Raw genomic sequence first — 24,502 nt, 5'->3', positions numbered from 1 at the left:
CGCGCCGCGAGTCCGCAGACCCCCGCGCGACGGGGACGGGCACGGGCTAACCCGCGCCCAGCCGCAGCACGACCTGCGGCACTAGCACGTTGCCCAGGCGCGGGCGGAGGTCCGCGCGCAGCGCGGACAGGCTCATCAGGTCCTGGGCGGGGGAGACCGCGACCCCGGCCGTGCCCGCCGTCAGCAAGACGCGCTGCATCGCCTGTCCCGCACGGATTTCCGCCGCCGCTCCACGGGCGAACGTGCACAGCACCAGCTCGTCGTCCTCGACGTGCAGCCAGGCCCGTTCCACCTCGGCCGCGCGGGACAGCAGCCCACGCCACGCGGCCGGCTCCGGTGGTGCCGCCCCGGCGCGCCGGGGCGCGCGCGACGCGTGCAGCAGCGCCAGCACGTCCGGGCCCGGCTCCTGGCAGCCGCCGAGCCGCACCGCCACGGCCGCCCCGGCGGCGCTCTGCCCCGGCAGCAGGGTCACGAGCGGCCGGATGCCGTGGCTCTGCAACGCCAGCCGGACGTTGAGCAGCGCGACACCGCACGCGATGCGCGCCTCCCTGCTGTGCGGAGTGGTGGTGTGCAGCTCGATCTGCTCGGGACGCACCTCGAACCGGACGCCGGGCGCGGCGGCCCTGGCGAGGGCCAGTACGCCGCACACGTCTCCTCCCGCGAGTCCGAGTGAGCCCGGTGCGGCGATGGTCATGCCCCACACTGTCCGGCCGCGGGGACGGTCCGGCCACGGCCGAAGGTCCTCTGTTGCCAGGGCCGTGCGGTGGCCGGAAAGTGTGCGAACCTAGTCGGCGTGTCAGAAGCGCGCGGCCGCCGCGACCTCGACGAGCTGCTCGATGAGGTCCGCGACCGCATGGACGAGATCGTGACGACGCGCGACCACATGCAGGAGCTGCTCGGCGCGGTGCTCGCGGTGGCGTCCGGGCTGGAGCTCGAACCCACGTTGCTGCGCATCGTCCAGGCCGCCGTGGACCTCGTCGGCGCCCGGTACGGTGCGCTCGGCGTGCTCGGCACGCGGGACGACCTGTCGGAGTTCCTGCACGTCGGGATCGACGCCGAGACCCGGCAGACGATGGGACACCTGCCCGAGGGCAAGGGCCTGCTCGGGCTGCTCATCAAGGACCCGAGCCCGCTGCGGCTGGGCGATTTGACCCGGCACGAGATGTCGGTCGGCTTCCCCGCGAACCACCCGCCGATGCACAGCTTCCTGGGCGTGCCCGTGCGGGTGCGCGACGAGGTGTTCGGCAACCTGTACATGACCGAGAAAATCGACGCCGCCGAGTTCACCGCGGACGACGAGGCCGTCCTGCAGGCGCTGGCCGCGGCCGCCGGCATCGCGATCGAGAACGCCCGGCTGTTCGAGCGGTCCCGGATGCGCGAGCGGTGGCTGGAAGCCATCGCCGAGGTCAACTCCGAGCTGCTCGGCGGAGCGTCGGGCGAGGACGCGCTGCGCCTGGTCACCCAGCGGACCGTCGAGCTGACGAAGGCCGACTCCGCCCTCGTCGCGCTCGGCGACGGCCGCCACGTGCCGCTGTCGGTGGCGGCGAGCGCGGGCGCGCGGATCGAGGACTTCACCGCGTCGAACGCCGCCGTCGACGAGGTGGTGCGTTCGGGCGTTCCGCTGCTCGTGGACGACCTGGGCACGGCGTTCGGGCCCGCGCTGGCGGTGCCGCTGCGGTCCGGTCCCGTGATCACGGGCGCGCTCGTCGTGCTGCGCCGCAGCGGCGGGTCGCGGTTCCTGCCCGACCAGGTGCCGGTGCTGGCGTCGTTCGCGGACCAGGCGGCGGTCGCGCTGGAGTTCGTGGAGCAGCAGCGCTCGCAGCGGCTCCTCGACGTGCTGGAGGATCGCGACCGCATCGCGCGCGACCTGCACGACCACGTGATCCAGCGGCTCTTCGTCACCGGTCTGACCCTGCAGGCGACCATGCGCCGGATCACCGACCCCGAGATCGCGGGCCGGCTGCGGACCGCGGTGGTGCAGCTCGACGAGACCGTGCGGGAGATCCGCACGTCCATCTTCGACCTGCACTCCGCGGACAACACGTCGTTGCGGCGCCGCCTGCTCGACCTCGTGGCGGGCCTGACGGAGTCGACGCACCTGAAGCCGTCCGTGCGGATGTCGGGCACCGTCGACAACTCGGTGCCGCCCGAGCTCGCCGAGCACGTCGAGGCGGTGGTGCGCGAGGCCGTCACCAACGCCGTGCGGCACGCCGGGGCGACCCAGCTGACCGTGCTGGTCGACGCGGGTGACGACGTGGTGGTCACCGTGCAGGACAACGGGGTCGGCATCCCGGACGACGTCTCGCGCAGCGGCCTGCGCAACCTCGCCCACCGCGCCGCGCAGTTCGGCGGCACGCTCGCGGTCCGCGCGGCTGACGGCGGTGGCGCGCGCCTGGTCTGGCGGGTGCCGCTCCAGGGCCCGTGAAACCGTGTTCGCGACAGCGCCGGTGAGGTCGGGTGCGCCTAGCGGTGCCTGTCGTTGTCCCTGCGGAACTGCGACGCGAACACGGCGGCCTGCGTGCGGCGCTGCATGCCGAGCTTCGCGAGCAGGTGCGAGACGTAGTTCTTGACGGTCTTCTCCGCGAGGAACATCCGCTCGGCGATCTGCCGGTTCGTCAGGCCCTCGCCGATGAGGTCGAGCACCGTGCGCTCCTGCTCGCTCAGGATGCGCAGCGGGTCGCCCTCCTCGCGCTCGCGGCGGATGCGGCTCAGCAGCGCGCTGGTCGTCCGGGCGTCCAGAAGGGACTGACCGGCCGCCACCGTGCGGACGGCGTTCACCAGGTCGGCGCCCAGGATCTGCTTGAGCACGAACCCGGACGCGCCCGCCATGATCGCGTCGAACAGGGCCTCGTCGTCCGCGAAGCTCGTCAGCATCAAGCACTGCAGGGCGGGCAGCCGGCTGCGCAGCTCGCGGCACAGCTCGATGCCGTTGCCGTCGGGCAGCCGGATGTCGAGCACCGCCACGTTGGCCTGGGCGCCCGGCAGCTTCGCCAGGGCCTCCGCGACCGACGCGGCGTCGCCGACCACTTCGAGATCGGACTCCTCGCCGAGCAGGTCCGCGATCCCGCGGCGGACGATCTCGTGGTCGTCGACGAGGAAGACGCGCGTCGCCATGCGCCTCACGGTAGCCCAAAGTCCCTGCTCGAAGGGGACCAACGGCACGCGGCCCACTGCGACGATCGGGCTTGTTTTCGAGCGGTGAGAGGTCTTCCGGTTGTCGTCGGAGTCGACGGTTCCCTGGCCGCGGTGGCGTGGGCCGCGCGGTCCTGCGCCCGGCATTCCGTGCCACTGCGACTGGTGCACGCGTACACGTTACCGACGCGCGGATATCCCGGAGTCATCTCATCGGCGCGTGAGCTGCGGTCGGCGATGTACGACCAAGGACGGATGTGGCTCGCTCAGGCCGTTGCGGTGGCGAAGGCCGAAGCGTCTGATGTGCCCGTGGAGCACGACTTGCGCATGGAACACCCCACACCCGTGTTGCTCGCGGAGTCTGCACGCGCACGGGAAGTAGTGGTGGGGTCACATGGACTGGGTAGCTTCACCGGCGCGTTGGTCGGCTCAACGGCAGTTTCGCTGTCGATGCACGGTGAATGCCCGGTAGTGGTGGTGCGTGGTCATCAGCATGACGGACGCGTGGTGGTGGGCGTCGACCTTTCGCCTGACTCGGACGCGGCCATCGGCTTCGGCTTCGAGGAGGCGGCGGTGGCCGGCGTGCCGCTGGTGGCGGCGATGGCCCACGTCGACGAGCGGTCGTCGTCGCTTAACGCGTGGATGTCCGGGTGGCTGGAGAAGTACCCGGACGTCGTGGTGGACCAGCTCGTGGTGGGAGAGCGGCCGATCCCCCTGCTGCTCGAGCTGGGGGATCGGGCCGGCCTCCTGGTGGGCTCACGGGGGCGTGGCGGTTTCGTCGGGATGCTGCTCGGGTCGACCTCGCAGGCCCTGATCCACCACGCCCCGTGCCCGGTGGCCGTCGTCAGGCCTGCTTGATCGCCGAGATCTCGAACTCGAGGACGACCTTCTCGCTCACCAGGACACCGCCGGTCTCGAGCGCGGCGTTCCAGGTGACGCCGTAGTCCTTGCGGTTGATGGTGTGCGAGCCCTCGAAGCCCACGCGGGTGTTGCCGAACGGGTCGATCGCCACGCCCTCGAAGGCGAACGGGATGGTGATGCTCTTGGTGACGTCCTTGATGGTGAGGTCACCGGTGATCTCGAAGTTGTCCTCGTCGACCTGCTTCGCGGAGGTCGAGACGAACTTGATCTCCGGGTAGGTCTCGACGTCGAGGAAGTCGTTGGTGGTCAGGTGACCGTCGCGCTGCGCGTTGCGGGTGTCGATGCTCGCGACCTTCACGGTCACCTCGGCGGTGGTGTTCTCCGGCTTGTCACCGTCGATCTTGATCTTGCCGTCGAACTCGTTGAACGCACCGCGGACCTTCGTGACCATCGCGTGGCGGGCGACGAAGCCGATGCGGGAGTGCGAAGCGTCGATGACGTAGTCGCCGGTCAGTTCGGAGAGGTTCGTGGCGGTGGTCATGGTGCTCAGTCCTTCGGGTTGCTCGACTGGTTGAAGTGTCATCTACTTTGCCGCAACCTGGATGATGTGTCAACTATTCCCGTATGCTGGACCGGTGACACGATGGTTGGAACCCGAGCAGCAACGTGCGTGGCGTGCCTATGTCCGCATGCAAGGGGAGCTGAACGCGCATCTGAGCAGGCGGATGTCGGCCGACTCCGAGATCTCGATGGCCGACTTCGCCGTGCTGGTGCAGCTCACCGACACGGCGGAGGAACGCGTCCGCGTGCTGGAGCTCGCCCGGTTGCTGAACTGGGAGAAGAGCCGCATCTCCCACCACGTTGCCCGGATGGAGAAACGCGGCCTGGTGCGCAGGGAGAACTGCGGCAGCGACGGGCGCGGATCGTTCGTCGTGCTGACGGACGCGGGCAGGGCGGCGATCGAGGCCGCCGCGCCCGCGCACGCCGAGACGGTGCACGAGCTGGTGTTCGACCTGCTCGGCGAGGCCGAGGTCGAGTCGCTGCGGGAGATCTCGGAGAAGATCTTCACGCGCCTAACGACAGGCGAATGTGCGGCGGTAGTCGCTCGGTGCGACGCCGACGACGCGGTGGAAGTGGTGCCGCAGGAGAGCGGCTGTCCCGAAGCCTGACCTGGTGGCGACCGCGTCGACGTCCAGGTCGGTCTCCTCCAGCAGCCTGCGCGCGTGGAGCACCCGTTGCAGCGAGAGCCACTTGTTCGGGGTGGTGCCCGTCTCCGCGACGAACCTGCGCGCGAACGTCCGCTCGGACATGACGGCGAGCTTCGCCATGGACGCGACCGTGTGGTTGTCCGCGATCGTGTCGAGCACCCGCTCCAGCACCGGTTCGAGGCTGTCGGAGGTGCACTCCGGGATCGGCAGCTCCACGAACTGCCGCTGACCGCCGTCGCGCTGCGGCGGCACCACCATCCGGCGCGCGATGGTGGTGGCGACCTTGGTGCCGAGCTCCCGGCGGACGAGGTGCAGGCAGGCGTCGATGCCCGCGGCCGTGCCGGCGCTGGTGACGATGTCGCCGTCGTCCACGAACAGCACGTCGGGGTCGAGCCGGGCCCTGGGGAAGCGCTCCCGGAAGCGCCGGGCCTCGCGCCAGTGCGTGGTGCAGTGCCGGTCGTCGAGCAGTCCGGCCGCGCCGAGGATGAACGCCCCGCTGCACACGCTCAGCAGCGTCGCGCTGGTCTCCCGGAGGGCCTTGACCAGCTTCTCCGGGTAGTGGTCGCGCACGTGCGCGGCGGGCAGCGCGACGAGGTCGACGCTCTGCAGCGCGTCGAACCCGTGCTCCGGCGTGATCGAGACACCCCGGATGTCCGTCGGCACCGGCTCGTTCGGGAGCTCACCGCACACGCGGAAGTCGATCAGCGGCACGCCCTCCTCGGTCCGGTCGACGCCGAACACCTCGCAGAGCAGGCCGAACTCGAACGGCGCGACACCGTCGATGAGGGGAACCGCCACCGATCGAAGCATGGCAGGATTTTAGCGCCGACCGTCAGACCTGCCACTGTTGGCTCGATATCGCTGTCCGCAAAATCAGTGACATGACTCTTGCGGCGATCCTTCTGGCAGTAGCAGGCCTCTCCGTCTGGCTCGACCGGCACCGCGACCGCACCGCGGGCCTGGCGGGCTCGACCGACGTCACCGACCGCGACCGCGTGCGCGTCCGCGACGACCTGCGGTACCTCACTTGATCGGAGCCGACCCGATCCTGGGTGCCGGACCCGTGTACCGGGCGACCGGGCGGATGATCTTCGTGTCCTCGGACTGCTCGAGCGCGTTGGCGCACCACCCGATCACCCGGCTGCACGCGAACGTCGGCGTGAACATCTCCCGCGGGATGCCGCACAGCTCCATCACCACGCCCGCGTAGAACTCCACGTTCGCGTAGAGCTGCCGGCCGGGCTTGAGCTCTTGGAGCAGCTCGGTCACCCTGCGCTCCACGGTGACCGCGAAGTCGGTCAGCTCCGCCGGCCGTTCGAGCGCGATCTCCCTGAGCAGGCGCGCCCGCGGGTCCTCCGTCCGGTAGACGGCGTGGCCGAAGCCCATGATCCGGTCGCCCCGCTCGACGCGCTCCCGGACCCAGGCGTCGATGTTGTCCGGCGTCCCGATGAGGTCCAGGGCCTCCAGCGCCCGGTCCGGCGCACCTCCGTGCAACGGCCCGGAGAACGTGCCGATCGCGGCCGCCACCGCCGACACCACGTCGGCTCCCGCGGACGCGACCACGCGCGCGGTGAACGTCGACGCGTTGAACCCGTGGTCGATCGTGGCGATCAAGTACTGCTCGACGGCACGGCTGGCCCAGGACGACGGCTCCTGTCCGGTCACCATGTGCAACCAGTTGGCCGACGTTGACAGATCAACCCTGGGGTTGACCGGATCAAGTCCCAGCTTGAGCCTGTGCAGTGCGGCCAGGATCGTCGGCGTCATCGCGCTGACCCGCAGCGCGTCCGCCTTCCTGGTGCTCATCGGCGCGTCCCACATCGGTTGCGACGGCAGCATCGACAGCGCGGTCCGCAGCCCCGCCAGCGCCGTGCACCCCGACCGGGCGATGGCGGGCAGCACCTCGCGGATCGACGCCGGGAGCTGTCTCTGCGCGGCGATCTGAGCGGTGAAGAGCGCGGACTCGTCGGGGCCGGGTAGCCGGCCCTCGGCGAAGAGGAACCACACGTCCTCGAACGACCGCGTCCTGGCCAGCTCGATCGCGTCGTGCTCGCGGTAGTGGTAGTAGCCCGCGGCGCCGTTCACGTCCCCGATCTGAGTGCTGGTGACGACGACATCTTTAAGCCCTTTGGGTGCATCAATCAACATGCACATCAGGCTCCGTCAACATGTCGAGTACAGTCAACGTTGATGGAATCAATGTTGACGACGAATCAAGCCGCCCGTCGCCTGGGCGTCAAACCGGCGACGGTATACGCGTATGTCAGCCGCGGCCTGTTGACCAGCACCAAGGTGAACCGCCAGAGCATGTTCACCGTCGCCGAGGTGGAGGCCCTGGCCCAGCGCACTGGTGCGCGCGGAGCAGTGGCCGCTGTGACCGATCGCATCCGCACCCGCATCTCCCTGCTGGAGAGCGATCGGCTGTTCTACCGCGGCCGTTCCGCCGTCCAGCTCAGCGCGACCAAGCGCTTCGAGGACGTCGCCCACTGGCTGTGGACCGGCATCGACTCGACCGGCCTCGAGTTCCCCGAGGGCCAGGAGATCTGGATGGCCCTGCCCGACAGCGCGACGCTGACCGACCGCGTCCGGGTCGCGGTAGCGCTGGCGGGCGCTGGCGATCCGCTCCGCTTCGACCTCTCCCGAGCCATCACGACGGCCAAGGCCCTCATCGCCGACGTCGTCGAGTCCCTGCCCCTGCAGCAACGCCCGCAGGGCATGGACGTCACCGACCGCCTGTGGGCCCGCCTTTCGCTCGCGCCCGCTCAGCCCGAGGTGCTGAACACGGCGCTGATCCTGCTGGCGGACCACGACCTGGCCATCTCGACCATGGCCGCCCGCGTGGCCGCTTCCGCCAGAGCCCACCCGTACGCCGTGGTGTCCGCCGGCCTGGGCGCCCTCGAAGGCCAGAAGCACGGCACCGCGAGCACCCTCGCCCACCGCTTCCTGCAGCAGGCGGAAGCCGACCCGATGGGCGCCATCGCCGAACACCTGCGCGCCGGTCGCCCGATCCCCGGCTTCGGCCACCACGTCTACCGCGAGCGGGACCCGCGCGCCGACCACCTGCTCACCGTGCTGCGCCAGCACGGCGAGCTGGTGGCGGACAAGGTGATCGCCACCCAGCAGCAGTCGTTCCCCAACATCGACCTGGCGCTGGCCCAGCTCGGCGTGATGTTCAAGATGGCGCCGGACGCCGGTGAGGCCATCTTCGCCATCGCGCGGATCGTGGGGTGGATCGCGCACGCGATCGAGGAGTACGCGGAGCCGGGCCTGCGGTTCCGGGCTTTGGGCGTGTACACCGGTGATCGGCCTTGAGCGGTCGGGTTCGGGGCGCTGCGGTTGGGGCTTGAGCCGTGCGGCTGCGTTTGCGTGCTGACGGTGGGTGCGGTCGGCAGAGGGCGGGGATCGCGGCTGCGGTTGGAGTGGGGCGCCTGGGGGCGCGGCTGACGGCGTCCCGGGGCACAGGTGTGGCTGGGGGCGTCCTGGGGGAGGTGTGGCTGAGGGCGCGCTGATCGGGTTGTGCGGCTGGGGCTCCGCGGTGCAGTGTGTGGGGCTCGCCGCTGTGGTCTGAGCGCCCCGCGGTGGCCTGGACCGGGTGACTCGGATGGGCCACGGTGGCCTGTGGCGCGGTGGCCCGCGGTCTGGCGGCTTGGGCCACGAGGGCTTGTGGCGCGGCGGCTTGGGCCACGGTGGCCTGCGGTGCGGTGGTCTGCGGTGTGGCGGCCTGCGGTGTGGCGGCCTGCGGCACAGCCGCCCGGCCATGGCGGTCCGGCTCCACTTTCTGCGTCGGATCGCGGTCTGTGCGGTATCAGCCGGGCTGGCTGTTCCTGCGTCGGTAGGTCCGTGTCGTGTCGGCTGGTTCGCTGCTCCTGCGGCGCGTCGGCCTGTGTGGTGTCGGCCGGGCTCGCTGTTCCTGCGTCGCGCTGGCCCGTGACGTGTCGGCCGGGCTCGCTGTTCCAGCGCCACGACAGCCCGCGTCATACCGGCCCAGCTCACCCGTCCCGAGCCACAGCAGCTTGCGCCGCGGCGCCCCGGCGCACTCTTCCCGCGCCACCGCGCCACCGGCCCCTCCCCCAGGGGAACGCGAGCCGCCCGCGAACGGACGCTGGCGTGAGCGCCGGGAGGAGCGGACCATGGGAACCGTGCGATTGTCCGCTGTGGACAACCTGAAGGTGATCCTGGTGGCGTGGGTCATCGGCGGCCACGCGCTGCTCGGCTACGCCACGATCGGTGGCTGGGCCTACGACGAGGTCAACGAGGTCACCTTCCACCCGAGTGCGGAAACGGTGCTGGCCGCGGTGATCGGGCCGTCGGGGTTGTTCTTCATGGGCACTTTCTACTTCATGGCCGGGATCTTCACGCCCTCCTCGATCGAACGCAAAGGTGCCGCGAGGTTCGTCATCGAACGGCTGGTCCGCCTCGGCACGCCATGGGTCGTCAGCGCGGTGGTGGTCTGGCCGACGTTCGTGTGGATCGCCTACAACGGGGCCGGGCGGCAGGTCTCGTGGTGGCACGCCTTCACGCACCGCCAGCCGTTGCTCGACAGCGGGTCGTTGTGGTTCGTCGGGGTGCTGCTGATCTTCAGCATCGCGGTCGCGCTGGCGCCGCCGGTCAGGGAGCGCGCCATCACCGGGCGCACCCTCGTGGGGATGGCGGTGGTCGTGGCCGGCACGACCTTCCTCACGCGGCTGGTGTTCCCGGCGCGCAGCGGGCAGGTCGGCGATCTGCACCTGTGGTGGTGGCCGCAGTGCCTCGGCATGTTCCTGCTCGGCGCGGTCGGCGGGCGCAAGCTCGCGGAGCGGGTGCCGGACGAGCTCTACCGGATGACCCGCACCGCCGTCGTCTCGACGATCGCCGTGCTTCCCCTCGCCGCGGTGTTCCTCGGAGTGCTCGACCTGGCCGCGAACGCGGAACCGTTCCTCGGCGGCTGGAGGTGGCAGGCGGCGGTGCTCGCCCTCGTCGAGGGGGTTCTGGTCGTGGCGGGCAGTGTGTGGCTCATCGGGCTCGCGCAACGCAGGCTCGCCGGCCGGGGGCCCTTCGCCGAGGGGCTGGCGCGGTCCGCCTACGTCGCGTTCATCGTGCAGGGACCGGTGTTGCTGAGCCTCGCGACCGCGCTGCGGCCGCTCGACCTGCCGGCCGAGGTCAAAGCGCCGGTGGTGGGGGTGGGGGCGATCGCGTTGTCGTTCGCGATCGGCTGGTGCGTCACTTCACGCCGAGGCGCTTCAGCACGCTCGTCGTGATGCCTGCCGCGTCCAGGCCGTGCGCGCGCAGGATGCGGGCGCGGGAGTCGTGCGGCAGGAAGCGCGGTGGCAGCGCGAACGTCGCGACGCACGTGGCCGACCCCGTCAAGGCCTGGCCCAGGCGCGCTCCCAGCGCTCCCGTCGCCGTGGTGTCCTCCACCGCGAGCACCAGGCGGTGCTGGCCGCTGTACTTGACGAGGTGCGGGTCCAGCGGCGCGATCCAGCGCGGATCGACCACGTCGACCTGCACGTCGTACGAGGCGAGCTCCTCGGCCGCGGCCAGGCACGGACCGGCGAGCGGACCGACCGCGACGAGCAGCACCTCGGCGCCGGGCACCTCGCGCAGCACGTCGAAGTGGCTCACGCGCCGCACCGCGGGCACGTCGGGACCGGCGGCCGCCTTCGGGTAACGCACCACCGTCGGCCCGTCGGACACCTTCACGGCCTCGCGCAGCAAAGCGGCCAACGACAACGGATCACGCGGGGCGGCCAGCCGCAGGCCCGGCACGACCGGCAGCACGGAGGCGTCCCACATGCCGTGGTGCGACGCGCCGTCCGGGCCCGTCACGCCGGCGCGGTCCAGCACGAACGTCACCGGCAACCGGTGCAGCGCCACGTCCATCAGCAGTTGGTCGAAGGCGCGGGAGAGGAACGTCGCGTAGACGGCGACGACCGGGTGCAGCCCGCCCATGGCCATGCCGGCGGCGGACGTCACGGCGTGCTGCTCGGCGATCCCGACGTCGAACACGCGCGTCGGGAACCGCGCCGCGAAGGGCCGCAGTCCCACCGGTTCCAGCATCGCCGCGGTCAGGCAGACGACGTCCGGGCGTTCCGCGCCGATCGCCACGATCTCGTCGGAGAACGCGTCGGTCCAGGTCCGCGCGGTGGACGCGCCGGAGACGCCGACCGCGTGCATGTGATCGGCCTCGTCGGCCTCGGCGGGCTCGTACCCCTTGCCCTTCACGGTCTTGCAGTGCACGACGACCGGGCGGCCCAGGGCCTTGGCCTCCCACAGGGCGTTCTCCACGGCGTGCACGTCGTGGCCGTCGACCTCACCGATGTAGGCGAGCCCCAGCGCCTCGAACAGCCCGCGGGCCGAGCCGTTGAGCAACGACGCCGCGAACCCGCCCGTGGTCGCGTCGTAGGAGCGGCCGTTGTCGTTCAACAGCACCACGACGGGCCGTGCGGACCCGCCGATGTTGTTCAACGCCTCCCAGCACATCCCGCCGGTCAGCGCGCCGTCACCGACGATGGCGACCACCCGCCGGTCCGCACCACCCAGCTCGAACGCCTTGGCCAGACCGTCCGCATAGGACAGTGCGGTCGAGGCGTGCGAGTTCTCGATCACGTCGTGCGCCGACTCGGCCGCGGACGGGTAGCCGGACAGGCCGCCGGCCTGTCGCAGCGAGTCGAAGTCGGAGCAACGGCCCGTCAGCATCTTGTGCACGTACGACTGGTGGCCGGTGTCGAACAGCACGACGTCGACGGGGGAGGCGAAGACCCGGTGCACCGCGATGGTCAGCTCGACCGCGCCCAGGTTCGGTCCGAGGTGCCCGCCGGTCCGGTGCACCTTGGCGATGAGGAACGCCCGGATCTCGGCGGCCAGCGCGCGCAGCTCGGACGAGGACAGCGCGCGGACGTCCGAGGGCGAGGCGATGTCAGCCAGCACTGCGCACCGCCGTCGGCAACGTGAAGGAGATGGTCTCGGTGGCGGTCGTGTGCGTCGAGACGGACACCGAGCCGAACGCCTCCAGCGCCCGCACCACCTCGTCCACCAGTTCCGGCGGAGCCGACGCGCCGGCCGACAGCCCGACCGTCGACACGCCGGCGAGCCACGCCGGGTCGATCTCGGAGGCGTCGTCGATCAGGTGGGCCGGGGTGCCGGTGCGGGCGGCCAGCTCGACCATGCGCACGGAGTTGGAGGAGTTCCTGGAACCCACGACCAGGACGAGGTCCGACTTCGCGGCGACCTCGCGGATCGCGATCTGCCGGTTCGTGGTCGCGTAGCAGATGTCGTCGGACCCCGGCCCACGCAGCTGCGGGAACTTGCGCCGCAACGCCTCGACCACCTCGGCCGTCTCGTCCACGGCCAGCGTCGTCTGCGTCAGGTACGACACCGGACCGGTGATCTCCAGGGTGAGGACGTCCTCCACGGTCTCGACGAGGACGATCCGGCCGGGAGCCTCACCCAGCGTGCCTTCGACCTCCTCGTGCCCGGCGTGACCGATCAGCACGATGGTGTCGCCCCGCTCGGCGAAGCGCCGTGCTTCGGAGTGCACCTTCGTCACCAGCGGACAGGTCGCGTCCAGGACGTCCAGCGACCGGGCGCGCGCCTCGGCGCGCACGGCGGGGGAGACGCCGTGTGCGGAGAAGACCGCCGTGGCACCGAAAGGCACCTCGGACAGCTCCTCCACGAACACGGCGCCGCGCGCCTCCAGCGACCTGACCACGTGGACGTTGTGCACGATCTGCTTGCGGACGTAGACGGGACCGCCGCGCTGGTCGAGCAGTCGTTCCACGATCTCGATGGCGCGCTCCACCCCGGCGCAGAACGACCGGGGTGAGGCGAGCAGCACCGAGCGCGGCGGATGTTCCGTCATCGGGCCCCTTTCAGTGGTCTCGGTGGGTGACCAGCTGGGCGAGCGTGCCGAGCTCCACCGCCGCACGAGCGGAGGGGGAGGCCTCGCCCAGATGAACCAGCGCGCGCGTGTGCAGTTCGTCGGCCTGTGCCTGGCTCCACGCCCGACCACCAGCCGCGGCGACCAGGGCCGCCGCGCGCGCAAGCGTTTCCGCGTCCATTTCCTGAGAACCGGAGTACAACTCCCCCAGCTCGCCGGACGCGGGCACACCGGCTGACAGCGCGTACACGACCGGCAGGGACTTCTTGCGGTTCACCAGGTCCGAGTGCGCGGCCTTGCCCGTCACCGCCAGGTCGCCCCAGATGCCGAGCAGGTCGTCCACGTGCTGGAACGCCAGCCCCAGCTCGGTGCCGTAGCTGCGCATGGCCTCGATCTGCTCGTCGGTGCCGTCGCCGTACAGCGCGCCCAGAGCCGTGGACGCGCCGAGCAGCGCACCGGTCTTGGCGCGCGCCATCCGCTCGACCTCGGACACCGCGACCTCCGATCGCGTCTCGAAGTCGAGGTCGAGCGCCTGTCCCTCGAGCAGCTCCACGGTGGCGTCACCGAGCGTCCGGATCGCCTCCAGCGCCCGCGGATGCCCGGACGCCGCGAGCACGTCCACGGCCAACGCCTGCAACGCATCACCCGCCAGGATCGCCGCGTTGACCCCGAACACGGTCCACGCGGTGGCCCGGTGGCGCCGGGTCGTGTCGCGGTCCATCACGTCGTCGTGCAGCAGCGAGAAGTTGTGGATCAGCTCGACCGCGACCGCCGCCGGCACGGCGGCGGAGGCGGTGCCGCCGACGGCTTCGGCCGCCAGCAGCGCCAACGCGGGACGGATCGCCTTGCCGCCGTTCTCGAGCACCGGGTTGCCGTACTCGTCGCGCCACCCGTGGTGGTACTCGGCGACCACGCGCACCGACGGCGGCAACTGGTCGACTGCCTTGCGCAGAGCCGGGAGCACGAGGCTCCGGCTCCACGCCAGCACCTCGCCGGCCGGCCTGCCGGCGGCGAGCGGTTCGGTCGTCCGTGAGGACATCTCCGCTGTCATCGCTAGAGCCCGATCTCCACGTTCTCCAGCACGCCCAGCGCGTCCGGCACCAGGACCGCGGCCGAGTAGTACGTCGACACCAGGTACTTGAGCATCGCGTGCTCGTCGATGCCCATGAACCGGACGTTGAGGCCGGGCTCGTACTCGTCGGGGATACCGGTCTGGCGCAGGCCGATCACGCCCTGCTTCTCCTCGCCCAGGCGCATCGCGAGGATCGACGTCGTGCCGTTCTTGCTGACCGGGATCTTGTCGCACGGCGCGATCGGGACACCGCGCCACGACTGGAGCTGCTGCCCCTCCAGGTCGACGGTCGGCGCGTACAGGCCCCGGGAGGACAGCTGCCGGCCGAACGCCGCGATCGCCTTGGGGTGGGCGAGGATCAGCCTGGTGTTGCGGCGCCGCGAGATCAGCTCGTCCATGTCGTCCGGTGTCACCGGGCCGGAGCGGGTGCTGACCCGCTGCTTGAGATCGGCGTTGTGCAGCAGGCCGAACTCCCGGTTGTTGACGAGCTCGTGCTCCTGGCGCTCGCGCAGGGCCTGGATCGTCAGCCGCAACTGGTGCTCGACCTGGTCCATCGGCTGGCTGTAGAGGTCCGCCACGCGCGTGTGGACGCGCACGATGGTCTGCGCCACCGACAGCTCGTACTCGCGGGGCCGCAGCTCGTAGTCGACGAACGTGCCGGGCAGCAGCGGCTCGCCGTCGTGACCGGAGGCGATGTCGATCTCCGCCTCGCCGTGCTTGTTCTGCGCGCTCGTCGGGTGCGCGAGCTGCTGGGCGATGTGGGTGCGCAGCGGTTCGATCTGGCTGTTGAGCTGCTGGAACGTCGCCCGGGACAGCACCACGACGGTGGTCGCCGTGAGCGCACGCGCGGTGAACTCCCACGACGACTCGGTGCCGGACAGCACCTCGTTGTCACCGAAGTGCTCGCCGTCGGCGACCGTGCCGAGCGACACGTCGGCGCCGTACTCACCGCGGCCGGTCTTCGCGACCTTGCCGTGCGCGATGACGACGATCTCGTCGGCGGGGCCGCCGCGTTCCGCGATCACGTCGCCCGGCTGGTACTCGCGCTGCTCGAACCGGCTGGCCAGCGCGGTGAGCGCGTCCTCGTCCTCGAAGCCGCGCAGCAACGGGAACTCCGCGAGCTCCTGCGGCACCGGGCGCACCTCGGAGCCGACGCTCGTGAAGGTGACGCGGCCGTCACCGATCGAGAAGGTGAGCCGCCGGTTGACGCGGAAGGCACCACCCTTGGCCTCGACCCACGGCAGCATGCGCAGCAACCAGCGGGGCGAGATCCCCTGCATCTGCGGTGCGGACTTGGTGGTCGACGAGAGGTTGCGCGCCGCGGCCCGGGAAAGGCTCAGCCGCTGGTCCTCGACCCCGAGTCCCGGATCGGTAACAGTCACTGCGAATCCTGCCAATCTGCATCATCGGGGAGAACTGACGAGGACCGCGGCCGTGCCGAGTCCTGCCGGCCGGTGGAACGGCCTTCTGACGGGGGTGGGGGAGGAGCTGAACCGGCCGGACCGCCGCGTCCACAGCAGCTCGCCGGCGAGCCACGACTTCAGCGCCTCGGCGTACCGGTGCAGCCCGGCTCTCGCCTCCGCGTCGAGGTCGTGCTCGGCCGCGACGGCCGGCAGCTCGCCGATGATCGAGACGATCTGCCGCAGCCGGGCGGAGATCAGGTCGGCGACGATCGACACCGCCTGCTCCAGCCCGCAGTCGAAGAACTGCCGCACGGCGAGCACCGCGCTGGTGGTGCTGGCCCCGGTCGCGTGGACGTGGTCGAACCCGACGATCTCCTGGCGCAACGCCGCGACGTCGCCGAACGAGTCGACGAGCGCGCGCATCGTGCTGTTGCGCAGCAGTTCCGGCGGCAGCTCGGCGCCGACGGACCCGCGCAGCAGCTTCGCGGACAGCTCCGCGCCGATCGAGCGGCGCCGCATCTCCACGAGGTCCACCGGGTCGGGCACCCGGCCCTGCGCCGTGTTGTGCAGCTCCCACAGCAATGCGTCCAGGTGCTCGCCGAGGTGGTGCCGGTCCTCGTCGTCCACGGTGGACCGGGAGAGCAGGTCGGCGAGTCCCCTGCCGGCCGGGCCCACCGGCGCGGCGGTGCCGGCCAGCACCGACCTCAGCTCGGCGACGAAGGCCTTGCCGCCCGCGACGTCGCGCGGCCGGAGGAAGCGGTCCCGGAACACGTCGCTCACGTGGAAACCCCACGTGTGCCAGTCGTTGACGTGCTTCAGGTCGGCGAGCGGGAGCGTCGGGTGGGTCAGCGGCCCGAACCCGCCGTAGTCCGCCGCGTCGTAGCGCGCTTCGGTCCAGGGCATGCCGTCGAACATGCCCATGTCCCGCGCCCACGTCCTGGTGTGCAGGCGGACGCGGTCGGCGTGCGGCGAGAGCCGGGCCGCGAACGGCATCTCGAACGGGGGAACCTCAACCACGCGACACCCCCGGCCACGCGCCGGACGTGCCCAGGCCGGTCGGCCCGCGCAGGATCGTGCGGAAGAACGCCGAGTTGCCAGCGCCAGCGCCACCGCCCTCGGCCTTCGTGTAGCGGCCGGCGTGCAGGTGCCACTCGTGCCCGCCGGACTGCCAGTCCTGCAGGCCCTTGACGTACTTGAGCACGCGGGCCCGCTCCAGCGGGTCGACGCCGTTCTCGGCGAACAGCACCGGCAGCTCGGTGAAGACGGTGTTCTCGAACTGGTGCAGCCGCGAGGTCAGCAGGGCGTTCACCGCCTCGACCGCGGTCTGCGTGTCGTGGCCGAAGAACTTCTCGAACACCAGCACCCCGTTGGAGTTCTCGCCCTCCCGCAGCACCTCCCGCTCGTACGAGAAGATGTCGTTGCGCAGGTGGATCGCGTCGGAGAACGTGTCGGAGAGGACCCGCAGCGGCCGGGTGCCCGCGATGGACGCGGGCAGCTCGGCCGCCTCGGAGACCTCCACCAGGTTCGCCGACCACGGGGCGCCGCCGACCTTGCGGCGCATCTCGATGTACTCGATCGGGTTGGCCACCGTGCCGCTCTCGATGTTCTTGATCTCCCACATGCACTCGAGCAGCAGGTTGTGGGTGCTCGTGGTGAACCGCCGCCGCCAGTCCGGCGACATCAGCGGAATCGTCCGCCGCCACAGGTCGACGAGACCCCGCTCGGTCGGGTTGCGCGGCTCCGGCGCCGGGTCCGTGCCGTTGACCGGCATGAACGCCGGCAACCGGTCCAGGTACGCCTTCGCCCCCGCCACGTCCTTGGACTGCTTGAACTCGGCGAAGAACTCGTCGTCGAAGTAGAAGACCCAGACGTACCAGTCCGTGATGAGGTCGAGGACCTCCGCGGGCGCGTCCGGGTGGGTCCACGCGCACATGAACCCGTAGTCGTCACCGGCGAGGACCTCCTCGGTCCACACCCCGGTGCCGAGCATGCCCATGTCCCGCGCCCACTGCGTCGAGTGGGCGCGGGCGCGTTCCAGGTGGGGGTTCATCCGCGCCGGGTGCGGCACGTAGAACTCCGGCATGGTGAAGGACGCCGGCCGTCCAGCAGCCATCTGGCTAGCCCTCGCGGCCGAGCTCGACGTGCTCCAGCACGCCGATCGCGTCCGGCACCATGATCGCGGCCGAGTAGTAGGCGCTGACCAGGTAGTTGATGATCGCCTGGTCGTTGATGCCCATGAACCGCACCGAGAGGCCCGGCTGGTACTCGTCCGGGATGCCGGTCTGGTGCAGGCCGATGACGCCCTGGTTCTGCTCGCCGGTGCGGATCAGCATCACCGACGACGTGCGGGTGTCCGAGATCGGGATCTTGTTGCACGGCAGCAGCGGGATGCCGCGCCACGCGGGCACCTGCTGCCCGCCGAAGTCGATGTGCTGCGGGTAGACGCCGCGCTTGTTGAGCTCGCGGCCGAACGCGGCGATCGTGCGCGGGTGGGCGAGGAAGTAGGCGGGGTCCTTCCACACGATCGACAGCAGCTCGTCGAAGTCGTCCGGGGTGGGCGGGCCGGTCCGGGTGTGGATGCGCTGCTTGAGGTCGGCGTTGTGCAGCAGGCCGAACGAGCGGTTGTTGACGATCTCGTGCTCCTGGCGCTCGCGCAGGGCCTCGATCGTGAGCCGCAACTGCTGCTCGACCTGGTCCATCGGGTGGTTGTAGAGGTCCGCGACGCGCGTGTGGACCCGCAGCACGGTCTGCGCGACGCTCAGCTCGTACTCGCGCGGCGAGAGCTCGTAGTCGACGAACGTGCCGGGCAGCACGGGCTCGCCGTCGTGGCCCGCGGCCACGTCGATCGCCGCCTCGCCGTACTCGTCCTGGGGCTTGTTGCGGCAGTTGAAGGCCTGCTGGATGTGGGCGCGCAGGCCGCCGGCCTCGCCGTTGAGCGCCTCGAAGTCCTGCCAGGACAACGTGAGGACGGTGACCGGGGTGACGGCCTTGGCGGTGTACTCCCACTCGCCCTGCGGCCCGGCCAGCACGGTCTCGCCGAAGTACTCGCCGTCGGCGAGGTTGCCGAGCACGGTGGTGCCGCCGTACTTGCCGGTGCCGATCTTGTCGACCTTGCCGTGCGCGATCAGCACGACGGTGTCCTTCGGACGGCCCTTCTCGACGATCACGTCGCCGATGCCGAACTCCTGCTGCCGGAAGCGGCCGGCGAGCGTGGCGAGGACGGCCTCGTCGTCGAAGCCCTTCAGCAGGGAGAGCTCGGTGAGCTCCATCGGGATGACGCGGATGTCCGCGCCGGTGTTGGTGAACGAGACGCGGCCGTCGCCCAGCGTGTAGGTGAGCCGGCGGTTGACCCGGTACGCGCCACCCGTCGCCTGGACCCAGGGGAGCACCTTCAGCAGCCAGCGGGAGGTGATTCCCTGCATCTGCGGGACGGACTTGGTGGTCGTGGCCAGATTACGAGCGGCGGCCGTGCCCAAACTCAGCTGCTGACGGCCCTCATCGAGGTCAGAATCCGTCACAGTCACAACCTGCACCCACCTATCTCAATGCTGATGGACCAATCCGATAACGCCGGAAATGACGTTAGTTCTCGCGATTGAGAGCTGGGAAGGGGCCAAGAAGGCGACATTCGGGTGGGTGGATTAAGCCGGTTGGTACTACGGAGCGTACAACTATCGACCTACTCGAAGACCTGTGCGGTAACAGGTGGGTGACTCGGCGGCATTCGTCGAAGTCCAGGTGGGACCACTCGTTCGGCTCAGTGGGATCACACCATTGTGCACATTTCCGAGGTGGATCGGATGCTATACGACACCACTGCGAGTGGAGTGAAACCCACTCGGAGTGGTGTGCCTCAATACATCGTCGAGGTCCTCGGTGCGTGATCGCCACGGAAAGCCGGTTTTGCGTCGCGCGCCATTGCTGCTATTGCCCTTCGCGGGCGTTGAGAAACTCTTCGAGCTGGGTCACCACGAACGCGTGGTCCTCCGCCTGGGGCAGGCCGGAGACGCCGACCGTGCCGACCGGGCCGGTGCCGCGCAGGATGACGGGGAAGACGCCGCCGTGCGCGGCGTAGAGGTCGGGGTCCAGGCGCGAGTCCGCCTCGAACGTCGTGCCCTTCTCGCGGAAGGTGGTGCCGACGTAGAACGAGCTGTGGCCGAACCGGTCGACCACGCGGGCCTTGCGCTCGAGCCACCGGTCGTTGTCCGGCGCGGTGCCGGGCAGCGAGGCGTGGAAGAGCCGGTGTCCGTTGCGCTGGACCGAGATCGCGATCGGCAGGCCCTGCTCGCGGGCGGCGGCGAGCAGGTGCAGCCCGAGCTCGATCGCGACGTCGTTGCCGAAGCGGGTGAACTGCAGGCGCCTCTCCTGGGCCAGGAGCTCCTCGGAGTTCACAGCTCCACCACCCGGTTCTCGCGCGCGGACGTGAAGGCGGCCTCGATGACCCGCAGCGCGGACACCGCGTCCGAGGGGTCGACGGGGACGCGGCCGGCCTGGAGCTCGGCGTAGAAGGTCTGGTACGCGCCGGGTTCGACGGGCACCTCGACCGCCTCGCCGAGGACGCCGAGCCTCCCGGTGCGCTTCTCGCGGCCCCAGCCGGCCTCGGTGGGGCGGTGGCCGGCGGCGAGCGCGTCCTCCTGCTCGTCCAGACCGTCGACCACGAACGCGCCCTCGCTGCCGAGCACGCGGAACCGCGGGCCGTGGTTCGCCGCGTGCGCGTTGGCCCACAGGTGGGAGCGGACACCGTTCTCGTGCGTCAGCGCCACGAACACGTCGTCGTCGACCCGCACGCCGGGACGGCGCAGGTCGAGCTGCGCGTAGACGCTCGTGACCGGCCCGAAGAGCAGCAGGGCCTGGTCGACGAGGTGGGCGCCGAGGTCGTACAGCAGGCCGCCCGCCTCCTCGGGTGCGCCGAGCTCGCGCCAGTTGTCCCGGACCTCCGGCGTCCAGCGCTCGTAGCGGGACTCGAACCGCCGGACCTCGCCCAGCTTGCCGACGACCTCGGCGACGGTGAGGAAGTCACTGTCCCAGCGGCGGTTCTGGAAGACGGTGAGCGGCACGCCCGCGTCCCGCGCCGCGGCCACCAGGTCAGCCGCCTCGGTCGACGTCGGCGCGAACGGCTTGTCGACGACGACCGCGACGCCCTTGCCGATCGCGCGCCGCGCGTACTCGGCGTGCGTGCGGTTCGGGGTGGCGACGACGACCAGGTCGAGGTCGATCTCGAACAGCTCGTCCGCGGTGACGATCGCCGCGGTGGGGTGCGCGGCACGGGCCTGCGCCTGCCGCTCCGGGTTCCCCGTGACGATCGCGACGAGGTCCATGCCCTCCGTCGAGGAGATGAGCGGGGCGTGGAACACCCGTCCCGCGATGCCGTAGCCCAGAAGTCCGACTCGAGTCATGCTTCCGATTAAAGCAACGCTGTTGAATAATTGCGAGCGTGGACCTCACCTCACTGCGTTCGCACAACGACCGGACGGTGCTCAGGCTGGTCCGCTCAGGGGCCCTGAGCAGGGCTTCCATCGCCGAGCAGGCAGGACTGACCCCGCAGGCGGTCTCGAAGATCGTGGCGCGGCTCATCGCGGCCGGCCTGCTGGAGGAGACCGGCGCGGTGCGCGACGGTGGCCGGGGCAAGCCGCGCATGGCCCTGCGGCTCGCCCCCGGCGGCGCCTTCGCGTACGGGGCCTACGTCGACCGGGACGAGCTGCGGGTCGTGCGGCTCGGCCTGACCGGTGAGGTGGTGTCGGCGTCGGTCGTGCCGCTGGCCCCGATGTTCACCCCCGAGGACGTCTTGACCGCGCTGGAGGCGTCGGTCGAACCGGGGGAGCGGGTCCTCGGGCTCGGCATCGGGATCGCCGGCCCGCTGGACTTCCGCGACGGGGTGGTGTCGCCCCACGGCCTGCCCGGCTGGTCCGCGGTGCCGTTGCGGGCACGGGCCGAGCAACGGCTCGGGCTGCCGGTCGTGGTCGACAAGGACACCAACGCGGCCGTGCTCGCCGAGGCGTGGCGCAGGCCGCTCGAGGACGCGGCCGTGGTGTTCGTCGGCACCGGTCTGGGCGTGGGGCTGCTGCTCGGCGGAGAGCTGCACCGCGGCGCGCGGTCGGGCGCGGGCGAGTTCGGGCACACCACCATCCAGCTCGACGGGCCGTTGTGCGTGTGCGGCCGCCGGGGGTGCGTCGAGGCGGTGCACGCGGCCGCCACGGGGGTCGAGGCCGCGCGCGTGCTCGCCACCGCGGTGGCGAACCTGGTGCAGTTGCTGGACCTCGACCAGATCGTCCTGAGTGGACGTGAGGTGCTCCGGTCGCCGGAGCTGTACCTGCGGGCCATGCCGGACGTGGCCGTGAGCGTCACGTCGTACGGCTCCGACCTGGTGCCCATCGGCGCGGGACTGCTCGTGCTGGGTGAGTTGTTCTAGCATCGCGACGTGGACGTCGAGCACGTCACCGGCCTGCCGCACCCGCGGCTGCGGCCGTTCGTGACGCGGTACTCCGGCTACCGGATCGTGTCCGGGCCGGGAGTGCACCGCGGGCTGCCGTCGAGCTCGCTCACCCTCGTCGTCACGGTGGACGGCACGGTCGACCTGCCGGGCGCCAGCTTCGCCGCGCTGTGCGGTGGCCTGCACGACGAGGCGGTGCTGATCAGCCACGACGGGTTCCAGCACGGTGTCCAGTGCGACCTCACGCCGTTGGGCATGCGCGCGTTCTTCGGCCGGCCCGCCGGTGAGCTCTCCGGGACGACGGTCGGGCTGACCGACCTGGACGCGCCCGCCGGCGAGCTGCGCGAACGGCTGCGGACCGCGCGGACGTGGGCGGACCGGTTCGCCCACCTCGACCTGGTGCTGAGCCGGCTGGTGCGGCCGGTGCGGCAGCGGCCCGAGGTGGCGTGGGCGTGGCAGCGGCTCGCGGCGGGCGCTGCGGTGGCCGGGATCGCCGCCGAGGTCGGGTGGAGCCGGCAGCACCTGAGCGCGCGGTTCGCCGCCGAGTACGGGCTGACGCCGAAGGTCGCGGGCAGGGTCATGCGGTTCGAGCGGGCGAACCGGATGCTGCGCGGACCGCGCAGGCCGACGCTCACCGAGGTGGCCGCCGCCTGCGGCTACGCCGACCAGGCGCACCTCAACCGGGACTGGCGGGCGCTGTGCGGGGCCACGCCGACCGAGTGGATCGCGACCGAGCTTCCATTCGTCCAAGGCGGCGGGGCGGGCCAGGGCGCACAGTCGCTGCCATGACCACACCCGCACCCACCTGCTGGCCCACGCTGTCCTACCGCGACGCCCCCGCCGCGATCCGCTTCCTCGTGGAGGCCTTCGGTTTCGCCGAGCACCTCGTCGTGCCCGGCGAGGCCGAGGGCGAGGTCGTGCACTGCGAGCTCGTCTGGCCGGAGGGCGGCGGCGTGATGCTGGGGTCCGCCGTGCGCTCGACCGGCGAGGCCGTGGCGACGACACCCGGCGCCGGATCCGTCTACGTGGTGACGGACCGGCCGGACGAGGTCCACGCGCGCAGCCTGGCGCGCGGGGCGACCGAGGTCCGCGGGCTGCGCGACGAGGACTACGGGTCGCGCGGCTTCGTCGTCGCCGACCCGGAGGGCAACCGCTGGAGCTTCGGCACCTACCGCGGCGCCTGAGGGCGGTGGCCCGGTCGACCGAACGGCCCTGCCGACTTACGCCTTAGGGCGTAACCGTGCGGCCGTTCGGTCGTTGTGCTTGTTTGCGGCACCTGCCCGGCTTTTCGCGAGACTGAAGGACGCGGAGTCTCGTGTGGGCAGGTGCCGCCGTTCGCGCGGCAGACCGGTAAACCGATGGCCCGGGCGGAACCGCTGTGGTGGCATCAGGCCATGAAGTCGTTCGAGGAACTGGTGGCCGAGGGCGCGGCCGTGCCTCTGGAGGGCTGGGACTTCTCCTGGTTCGAGGGCCGGGCCACCGAGGAACGCCCGCCGTGGGGCTACGCGTCGCTGATCGCCGCGAAGCTCGCCGCCGTCTCCTCCGCGCTGGACCTGCAGACCGGTGGGGGAGAGGTGACGGCCTCCGCCCCCGTCCTGCCGCCCCTGCTGGCCGCGACCGAGTCGTGGCCGCCGAACGCCGCCGTGGCCGCCAGGAACCTGCCGTTCGTCGTGCGGGCACCCGACGGCGGGCCGCTGCCGTTCCGCACCGGGGTGTTCGACCTCGTGATCAGCCGGCACCCGGTGGTGACGCCGTGGCAGGAGGTCGCGCGGGTGCTCAAGCCCGGCGGGACCTACTTCTCGCAGCAGATCGGGGCGGGGACGAACCGGGAGCTGACCGACTTCATGATGGGACCGCAGGTGGTGGGCGAGGAACGCGGCACCGCGGCGGCCCGGGCCGCCGCGGAGGCCGCCGGGCTCGAGGTGGTGCGGCTGGAGCCGGTGTCGCTGCGGGTGGCGTTCTTCGACGTCGGCGCGGTGGTGCACTTCCTGCGGAAGGTGCTGTGGACGGTGCCGGGGTTCACCGTGGAGGCCTACCGGGACCGGCTCCTGGACATGCACGCGCACATCCAGGAGCACGGGGAGTTCGTCTGCACTTCGACGAGGTTCCTGGTCGAGGCGCGGAAGGGTCGGCGTGGGCCGGTGTGACCGGAGACGCGCGAGCCGGTTTGGTTGGGGCGGCTTGGTGGTGCGCGGGTGGGCCGGTGTGGTTGGGGCGGCTTGGTGCTGCGCGCGTGAGTCGGAGCGACTGGGGCGGTTCGGCGCTGCCTGGGTGAGCCGGTGTGATCGGAGGCGTCTTGGCGCTGCCTGTGTGGCCCGGTATGACTGGGGCGGTTCGGTGCCGCCCGTGTGAGCCGGCATGGCCGGAGGCACCTCGGCGCTGCCTGTGTGGCCCGGTACGACTGGGGCGGTTCGGTGCCGCCCGCGTGACCCGGCACGATCGGAGGCACCTCGGCGCTGCCCGCGTGACCCGGCACGGCCGGAGGCACCTCGGCGCTGCCCGCGTGACCCGGCATGACCGGAGGCGCCCCAGCGCCGCCCG

General features: G+C 71.2%; 24 protein-coding genes and 1 pseudogene. 11 read left to right on the top strand and 14 right to left on the bottom strand.

Going from position 1 to position 24,502, the window contains the following annotated elements; genetic code table 11:
- Positions 1–46: 46 nt before the first annotated feature.
- The gene (locus tag BMW88_RS25915) at positions 47–694 is read right to left on the bottom strand and encodes a hypothetical protein (protein WP_143116243.1); all 648 of its coding nucleotides are present in this window, start codon (positions 692–694) and stop codon (positions 47–49) included.
- A gap of 159 nt (positions 695–853) precedes the next feature.
- Between BMW88_RS25915 and BMW88_RS25910 the strand changes: the two genes are divergently transcribed.
- Positions 854–2,425, top strand: coding sequence for a sensor histidine kinase (locus tag BMW88_RS25910; protein ID WP_089955314.1), 1,572 nt, complete (start codon positions 854–856; stop codon positions 2,423–2,425).
- A gap of 38 nt (positions 2,426–2,463) precedes the next feature.
- Here the strand turns inward: BMW88_RS25910 and BMW88_RS25905 are convergent, their stop codons facing one another.
- A complete protein-coding gene (locus tag BMW88_RS25905; RefSeq protein ID WP_089954997.1) occupies positions 2,464–3,114 on the bottom strand; it encodes a response regulator in 651 nt (216 codons plus the stop codon).
- On the opposite strand from BMW88_RS25905, the pseudogene BMW88_RS43465 reads away from it, so the two are divergent.
- A pseudogene (locus tag BMW88_RS43465) lies at positions 3,082–3,603 on the top strand (universal stress protein); the annotation flags it as partial. The gene BMW88_RS25905 and the pseudogene BMW88_RS43465 sit on opposite strands and share 33 nt — an antisense overlap.
- A 39-nt stretch (positions 3,604–3,642) precedes the next feature.
- Complete coding sequence (locus BMW88_RS43460; protein ID WP_245778069.1) at positions 3,643–3,990, top strand: universal stress protein; 348 nt, start codon at positions 3,643–3,645, stop codon at positions 3,988–3,990.
- Here the strand turns inward: BMW88_RS43460 and BMW88_RS25895 are convergent.
- Positions 3,977–4,534, bottom strand: coding sequence for a YceI family protein (locus tag BMW88_RS25895; RefSeq protein ID WP_089954994.1), 558 nt, complete (start codon positions 4,532–4,534; stop codon positions 3,977–3,979). The genes BMW88_RS43460 and BMW88_RS25895 overlap by 14 nt on opposite strands.
- A 94-nt stretch (positions 4,535–4,628) precedes the next feature.
- Between BMW88_RS25895 and BMW88_RS25890 the strand changes: the two genes are divergently transcribed.
- Positions 4,629–5,162, top strand: coding sequence for a MarR family winged helix-turn-helix transcriptional regulator (locus tag BMW88_RS25890; protein WP_089954992.1), 534 nt, complete (start codon positions 4,629–4,631; stop codon positions 5,160–5,162).
- Here BMW88_RS25890 and BMW88_RS25885 read toward each other — a convergent pair.
- Positions 5,067–6,011, bottom strand: coding sequence for a GlxA family transcriptional regulator (locus BMW88_RS25885; RefSeq protein ID WP_089954990.1), 945 nt, complete (start codon positions 6,009–6,011; stop codon positions 5,067–5,069). The two genes, BMW88_RS25890 and BMW88_RS25885, sit on opposite strands and share 96 nt — an antisense overlap.
- A 71-nt stretch (positions 6,012–6,082) precedes the next feature.
- Between BMW88_RS25885 and BMW88_RS42115 the strand changes: the two genes are divergently transcribed.
- Positions 6,083–6,232 carry a hypothetical protein gene (locus tag BMW88_RS42115; protein ID WP_177221312.1) on the top strand — a complete coding sequence of 50 codons (150 nt, stop codon included), beginning with the start codon at positions 6,083–6,085 and terminating at the stop codon, positions 6,230–6,232.
- Here BMW88_RS42115 and BMW88_RS25880 read toward each other — a convergent pair.
- Positions 6,225–7,349, bottom strand: coding sequence for a citrate/2-methylcitrate synthase (locus BMW88_RS25880; RefSeq protein WP_245778052.1), 1,125 nt, complete (start codon positions 7,347–7,349; stop codon positions 6,225–6,227). The two genes, BMW88_RS42115 and BMW88_RS25880, sit on opposite strands and share 8 nt — an antisense overlap.
- A gap of 42 nt (positions 7,350–7,391) precedes the next feature.
- On the opposite strand from BMW88_RS25880, the gene BMW88_RS25875 reads away from it, so the two are divergent.
- Both BMW88_RS25875 and BMW88_RS25870 read left to right on the top strand, forming a co-directional pair.
- Complete coding sequence (locus BMW88_RS25875; RefSeq protein ID WP_089954986.1) at positions 7,392–8,513, top strand: citrate synthase; 1,122 nt, start codon at positions 7,392–7,394, stop codon at positions 8,511–8,513.
- Between the two features lie 818 nt (positions 8,514–9,331).
- A complete protein-coding gene (locus tag BMW88_RS25870) occupies positions 9,332–10,438 on the top strand; it encodes an acyltransferase family protein (protein WP_089954984.1) in 1,107 nt (368 codons plus the stop codon).
- Here the strand turns inward: BMW88_RS25870 and BMW88_RS25865 are convergent.
- The 9 genes from BMW88_RS25865 to BMW88_RS25830 form a co-directional block, all read right to left on the bottom strand.
- Positions 10,401–12,107 carry a 1-deoxy-D-xylulose-5-phosphate synthase gene (locus BMW88_RS25865; protein WP_089954981.1) on the bottom strand — a complete coding sequence of 569 codons (1,707 nt, stop codon included), beginning with the start codon at positions 12,105–12,107 and terminating at the stop codon, positions 10,401–10,403. The genes BMW88_RS25870 and BMW88_RS25865 overlap by 38 nt on opposite strands.
- Complete coding sequence (locus BMW88_RS25860) at positions 12,097–13,038, bottom strand: 4-hydroxy-3-methylbut-2-enyl diphosphate reductase (RefSeq protein WP_089954979.1); 942 nt, start codon at positions 13,036–13,038, stop codon at positions 12,097–12,099. The genes BMW88_RS25865 and BMW88_RS25860 overlap by 11 nt, the downstream gene beginning before the upstream one ends.
- A 10-nt stretch (positions 13,039–13,048) precedes the next feature.
- On the bottom strand, positions 13,049–14,095 hold the full coding sequence (locus BMW88_RS25855; protein WP_245778051.1) for a family 2 encapsulin nanocompartment cargo protein polyprenyl transferase: 1,047 nt from the start codon (positions 14,093–14,095) through the stop codon (positions 13,049–13,051).
- Positions 14,096–14,109: 14 nt separating this feature from the next.
- Positions 14,110–15,510 carry a family 2B encapsulin nanocompartment shell protein gene (locus BMW88_RS25850; protein ID WP_218148214.1) on the bottom strand — a complete coding sequence of 467 codons (1,401 nt, stop codon included), beginning with the start codon at positions 15,508–15,510 and terminating at the stop codon, positions 14,110–14,112.
- Positions 15,511–15,531: 21 nt separating this feature from the next.
- Entirely contained in the window at positions 15,532–16,548 is a 1,017-nt protein-coding gene (locus BMW88_RS42895) for a terpene synthase family protein (protein ID WP_218148213.1), read from the bottom strand.
- Positions 16,541–17,644, bottom strand: a complete 1,104-nt coding sequence (locus BMW88_RS42890; protein WP_218148212.1) for a terpene synthase family protein — start codon at positions 17,642–17,644, stop codon at positions 16,541–16,543. Before BMW88_RS42890 ends, BMW88_RS42895 begins: the two co-directional genes overlap by 8 nt.
- 4 nt (positions 17,645–17,648) lie before the next feature.
- On the bottom strand, positions 17,649–19,055 hold the full coding sequence (locus BMW88_RS25840) for a family 2B encapsulin nanocompartment shell protein (RefSeq protein ID WP_218148211.1): 1,407 nt from the start codon (positions 19,053–19,055) through the stop codon (positions 17,649–17,651).
- A 400-nt stretch (positions 19,056–19,455) separates the two neighbouring features.
- Positions 19,456–19,923, bottom strand: a complete 468-nt coding sequence (locus tag BMW88_RS25835) for a heme-degrading domain-containing protein (RefSeq protein WP_089954971.1) — start codon at positions 19,921–19,923, stop codon at positions 19,456–19,458.
- Positions 19,920–20,927: a Gfo/Idh/MocA family oxidoreductase gene (locus BMW88_RS25830; RefSeq protein WP_089954968.1), complete on the bottom strand. Its 1,008-nt coding sequence runs from the start codon at positions 20,925–20,927 to the stop codon at positions 19,920–19,922. The genes BMW88_RS25835 and BMW88_RS25830 overlap by 4 nt, the downstream gene beginning before the upstream one ends.
- 38 nt (positions 20,928–20,965) lie before the next feature.
- Between BMW88_RS25830 and BMW88_RS25825 the strand changes: the two genes are divergently transcribed.
- The 4 genes from BMW88_RS25825 to BMW88_RS25810 all read left to right on the top strand — a co-directional run bounded on the left by BMW88_RS25825 (position 20,966) and on the right by BMW88_RS25810 (position 24,108).
- The gene (locus BMW88_RS25825) at positions 20,966–21,940 is read left to right on the top strand and encodes an ROK family transcriptional regulator (protein ID WP_089954966.1); all 975 of its coding nucleotides are present in this window, start codon (positions 20,966–20,968) and stop codon (positions 21,938–21,940) included.
- A 9-nt stretch (positions 21,941–21,949) separates the two neighbouring features.
- On the top strand, positions 21,950–22,750 hold the full coding sequence (locus BMW88_RS25820; RefSeq protein ID WP_089954963.1) for an AraC family transcriptional regulator: 801 nt from the start codon (positions 21,950–21,952) through the stop codon (positions 22,748–22,750).
- The gene (locus BMW88_RS25815; RefSeq protein WP_089954962.1) at positions 22,747–23,145 is read left to right on the top strand and encodes a VOC family protein; all 399 of its coding nucleotides are present in this window, start codon (positions 22,747–22,749) and stop codon (positions 23,143–23,145) included. The genes BMW88_RS25820 and BMW88_RS25815 overlap by 4 nt, the downstream gene beginning before the upstream one ends.
- A 210-nt stretch (positions 23,146–23,355) precedes the next feature.
- Positions 23,356–24,108 (top strand): methyltransferase domain-containing protein, encoded by a 753-nt coding sequence (locus tag BMW88_RS25810; protein WP_089955310.1) that lies wholly within the window; start codon positions 23,356–23,358, stop codon positions 24,106–24,108.
- The last annotated feature ends 394 nt before the right edge of the window (positions 24,109–24,502 follow it).

Origin of the sequence: Lentzea xinjiangensis, assembly GCF_900110955.1 — a bacterium.
GTDB classification, from domain to species: Bacteria; Actinomycetota; Actinomycetes; order Mycobacteriales; family Pseudonocardiaceae; genus Lentzea; species Lentzea xinjiangensis.
Note: the sequence above shows the minus strand (reverse complement) of the source record. Positions and strands in the feature narration are given on the sequence as shown.

What these genes read in the sequence shown, in the direction of transcription:
- BMW88_RS25810 (WP_089955310.1), top strand. Translation starts at nt 23,356, where the DNA reads ATGAAGTCGTTCGAGGAACTGGTGGCCGAGGGCGCGGCCGTGCCTCTG.
- BMW88_RS25855 (WP_245778051.1), bottom strand. Translation starts at nt 14,095, where the DNA reads ATGTCCTCACGGACGACCGAACCGCTCGCCGCCGGCAGGCCGGCCGGC.
- BMW88_RS25830 (WP_089954968.1), bottom strand. Translation starts at nt 20,927, where the DNA reads ATGACTCGAGTCGGACTTCTGGGCTACGGCATCGCGGGACGGGTGTTC.
- BMW88_RS25910 (WP_089955314.1), top strand. Translation starts at nt 854, where the DNA reads ATGGACGAGATCGTGACGACGCGCGACCACATGCAGGAGCTGCTCGGC.
- BMW88_RS25880 (WP_245778052.1), bottom strand. Translation starts at nt 7,349, where the DNA reads ATGTTGATTGATGCACCCAAAGGGCTTAAAGATGTCGTCGTCACCAGC.
- BMW88_RS25895 (WP_089954994.1), bottom strand. Translation starts at nt 4,534, where the DNA reads ATGACCACCGCCACGAACCTCTCCGAACTGACCGGCGACTACGTCATC.
- BMW88_RS25870 (WP_089954984.1), top strand. Translation starts at nt 9,332, where the DNA reads ATGGGAACCGTGCGATTGTCCGCTGTGGACAACCTGAAGGTGATCCTG.
- BMW88_RS25860 (WP_089954979.1), bottom strand. Translation starts at nt 13,038, where the DNA reads ATGACGGAACATCCGCCGCGCTCGGTGCTGCTCGCCTCACCCCGGTCG.
- BMW88_RS25885 (WP_089954990.1), bottom strand. Translation starts at nt 6,011, where the DNA reads ATGCTTCGATCGGTGGCGGTTCCCCTCATCGACGGTGTCGCGCCGTTC.
- BMW88_RS42115 (WP_177221312.1), top strand. Translation starts at nt 6,083, where the DNA reads ATGACTCTTGCGGCGATCCTTCTGGCAGTAGCAGGCCTCTCCGTCTGG.
- BMW88_RS25815 (WP_089954962.1), top strand. Translation starts at nt 22,747, where the DNA reads ATGACCACACCCGCACCCACCTGCTGGCCCACGCTGTCCTACCGCGAC.
- BMW88_RS25905 (WP_089954997.1), bottom strand. Translation starts at nt 3,114, where the DNA reads ATGGCGACGCGCGTCTTCCTCGTCGACGACCACGAGATCGTCCGCCGC.
- BMW88_RS25875 (WP_089954986.1), top strand. Translation starts at nt 7,392, where the DNA reads ATGGAATCAATGTTGACGACGAATCAAGCCGCCCGTCGCCTGGGCGTC.
- BMW88_RS25915 (WP_143116243.1), bottom strand. Translation starts at nt 694, where the DNA reads ATGACCATCGCCGCACCGGGCTCACTCGGACTCGCGGGAGGAGACGTG.
- BMW88_RS42890 (WP_218148212.1), bottom strand. Translation starts at nt 17,644, where the DNA reads ATGGCTGCTGGACGGCCGGCGTCCTTCACCATGCCGGAGTTCTACGTG.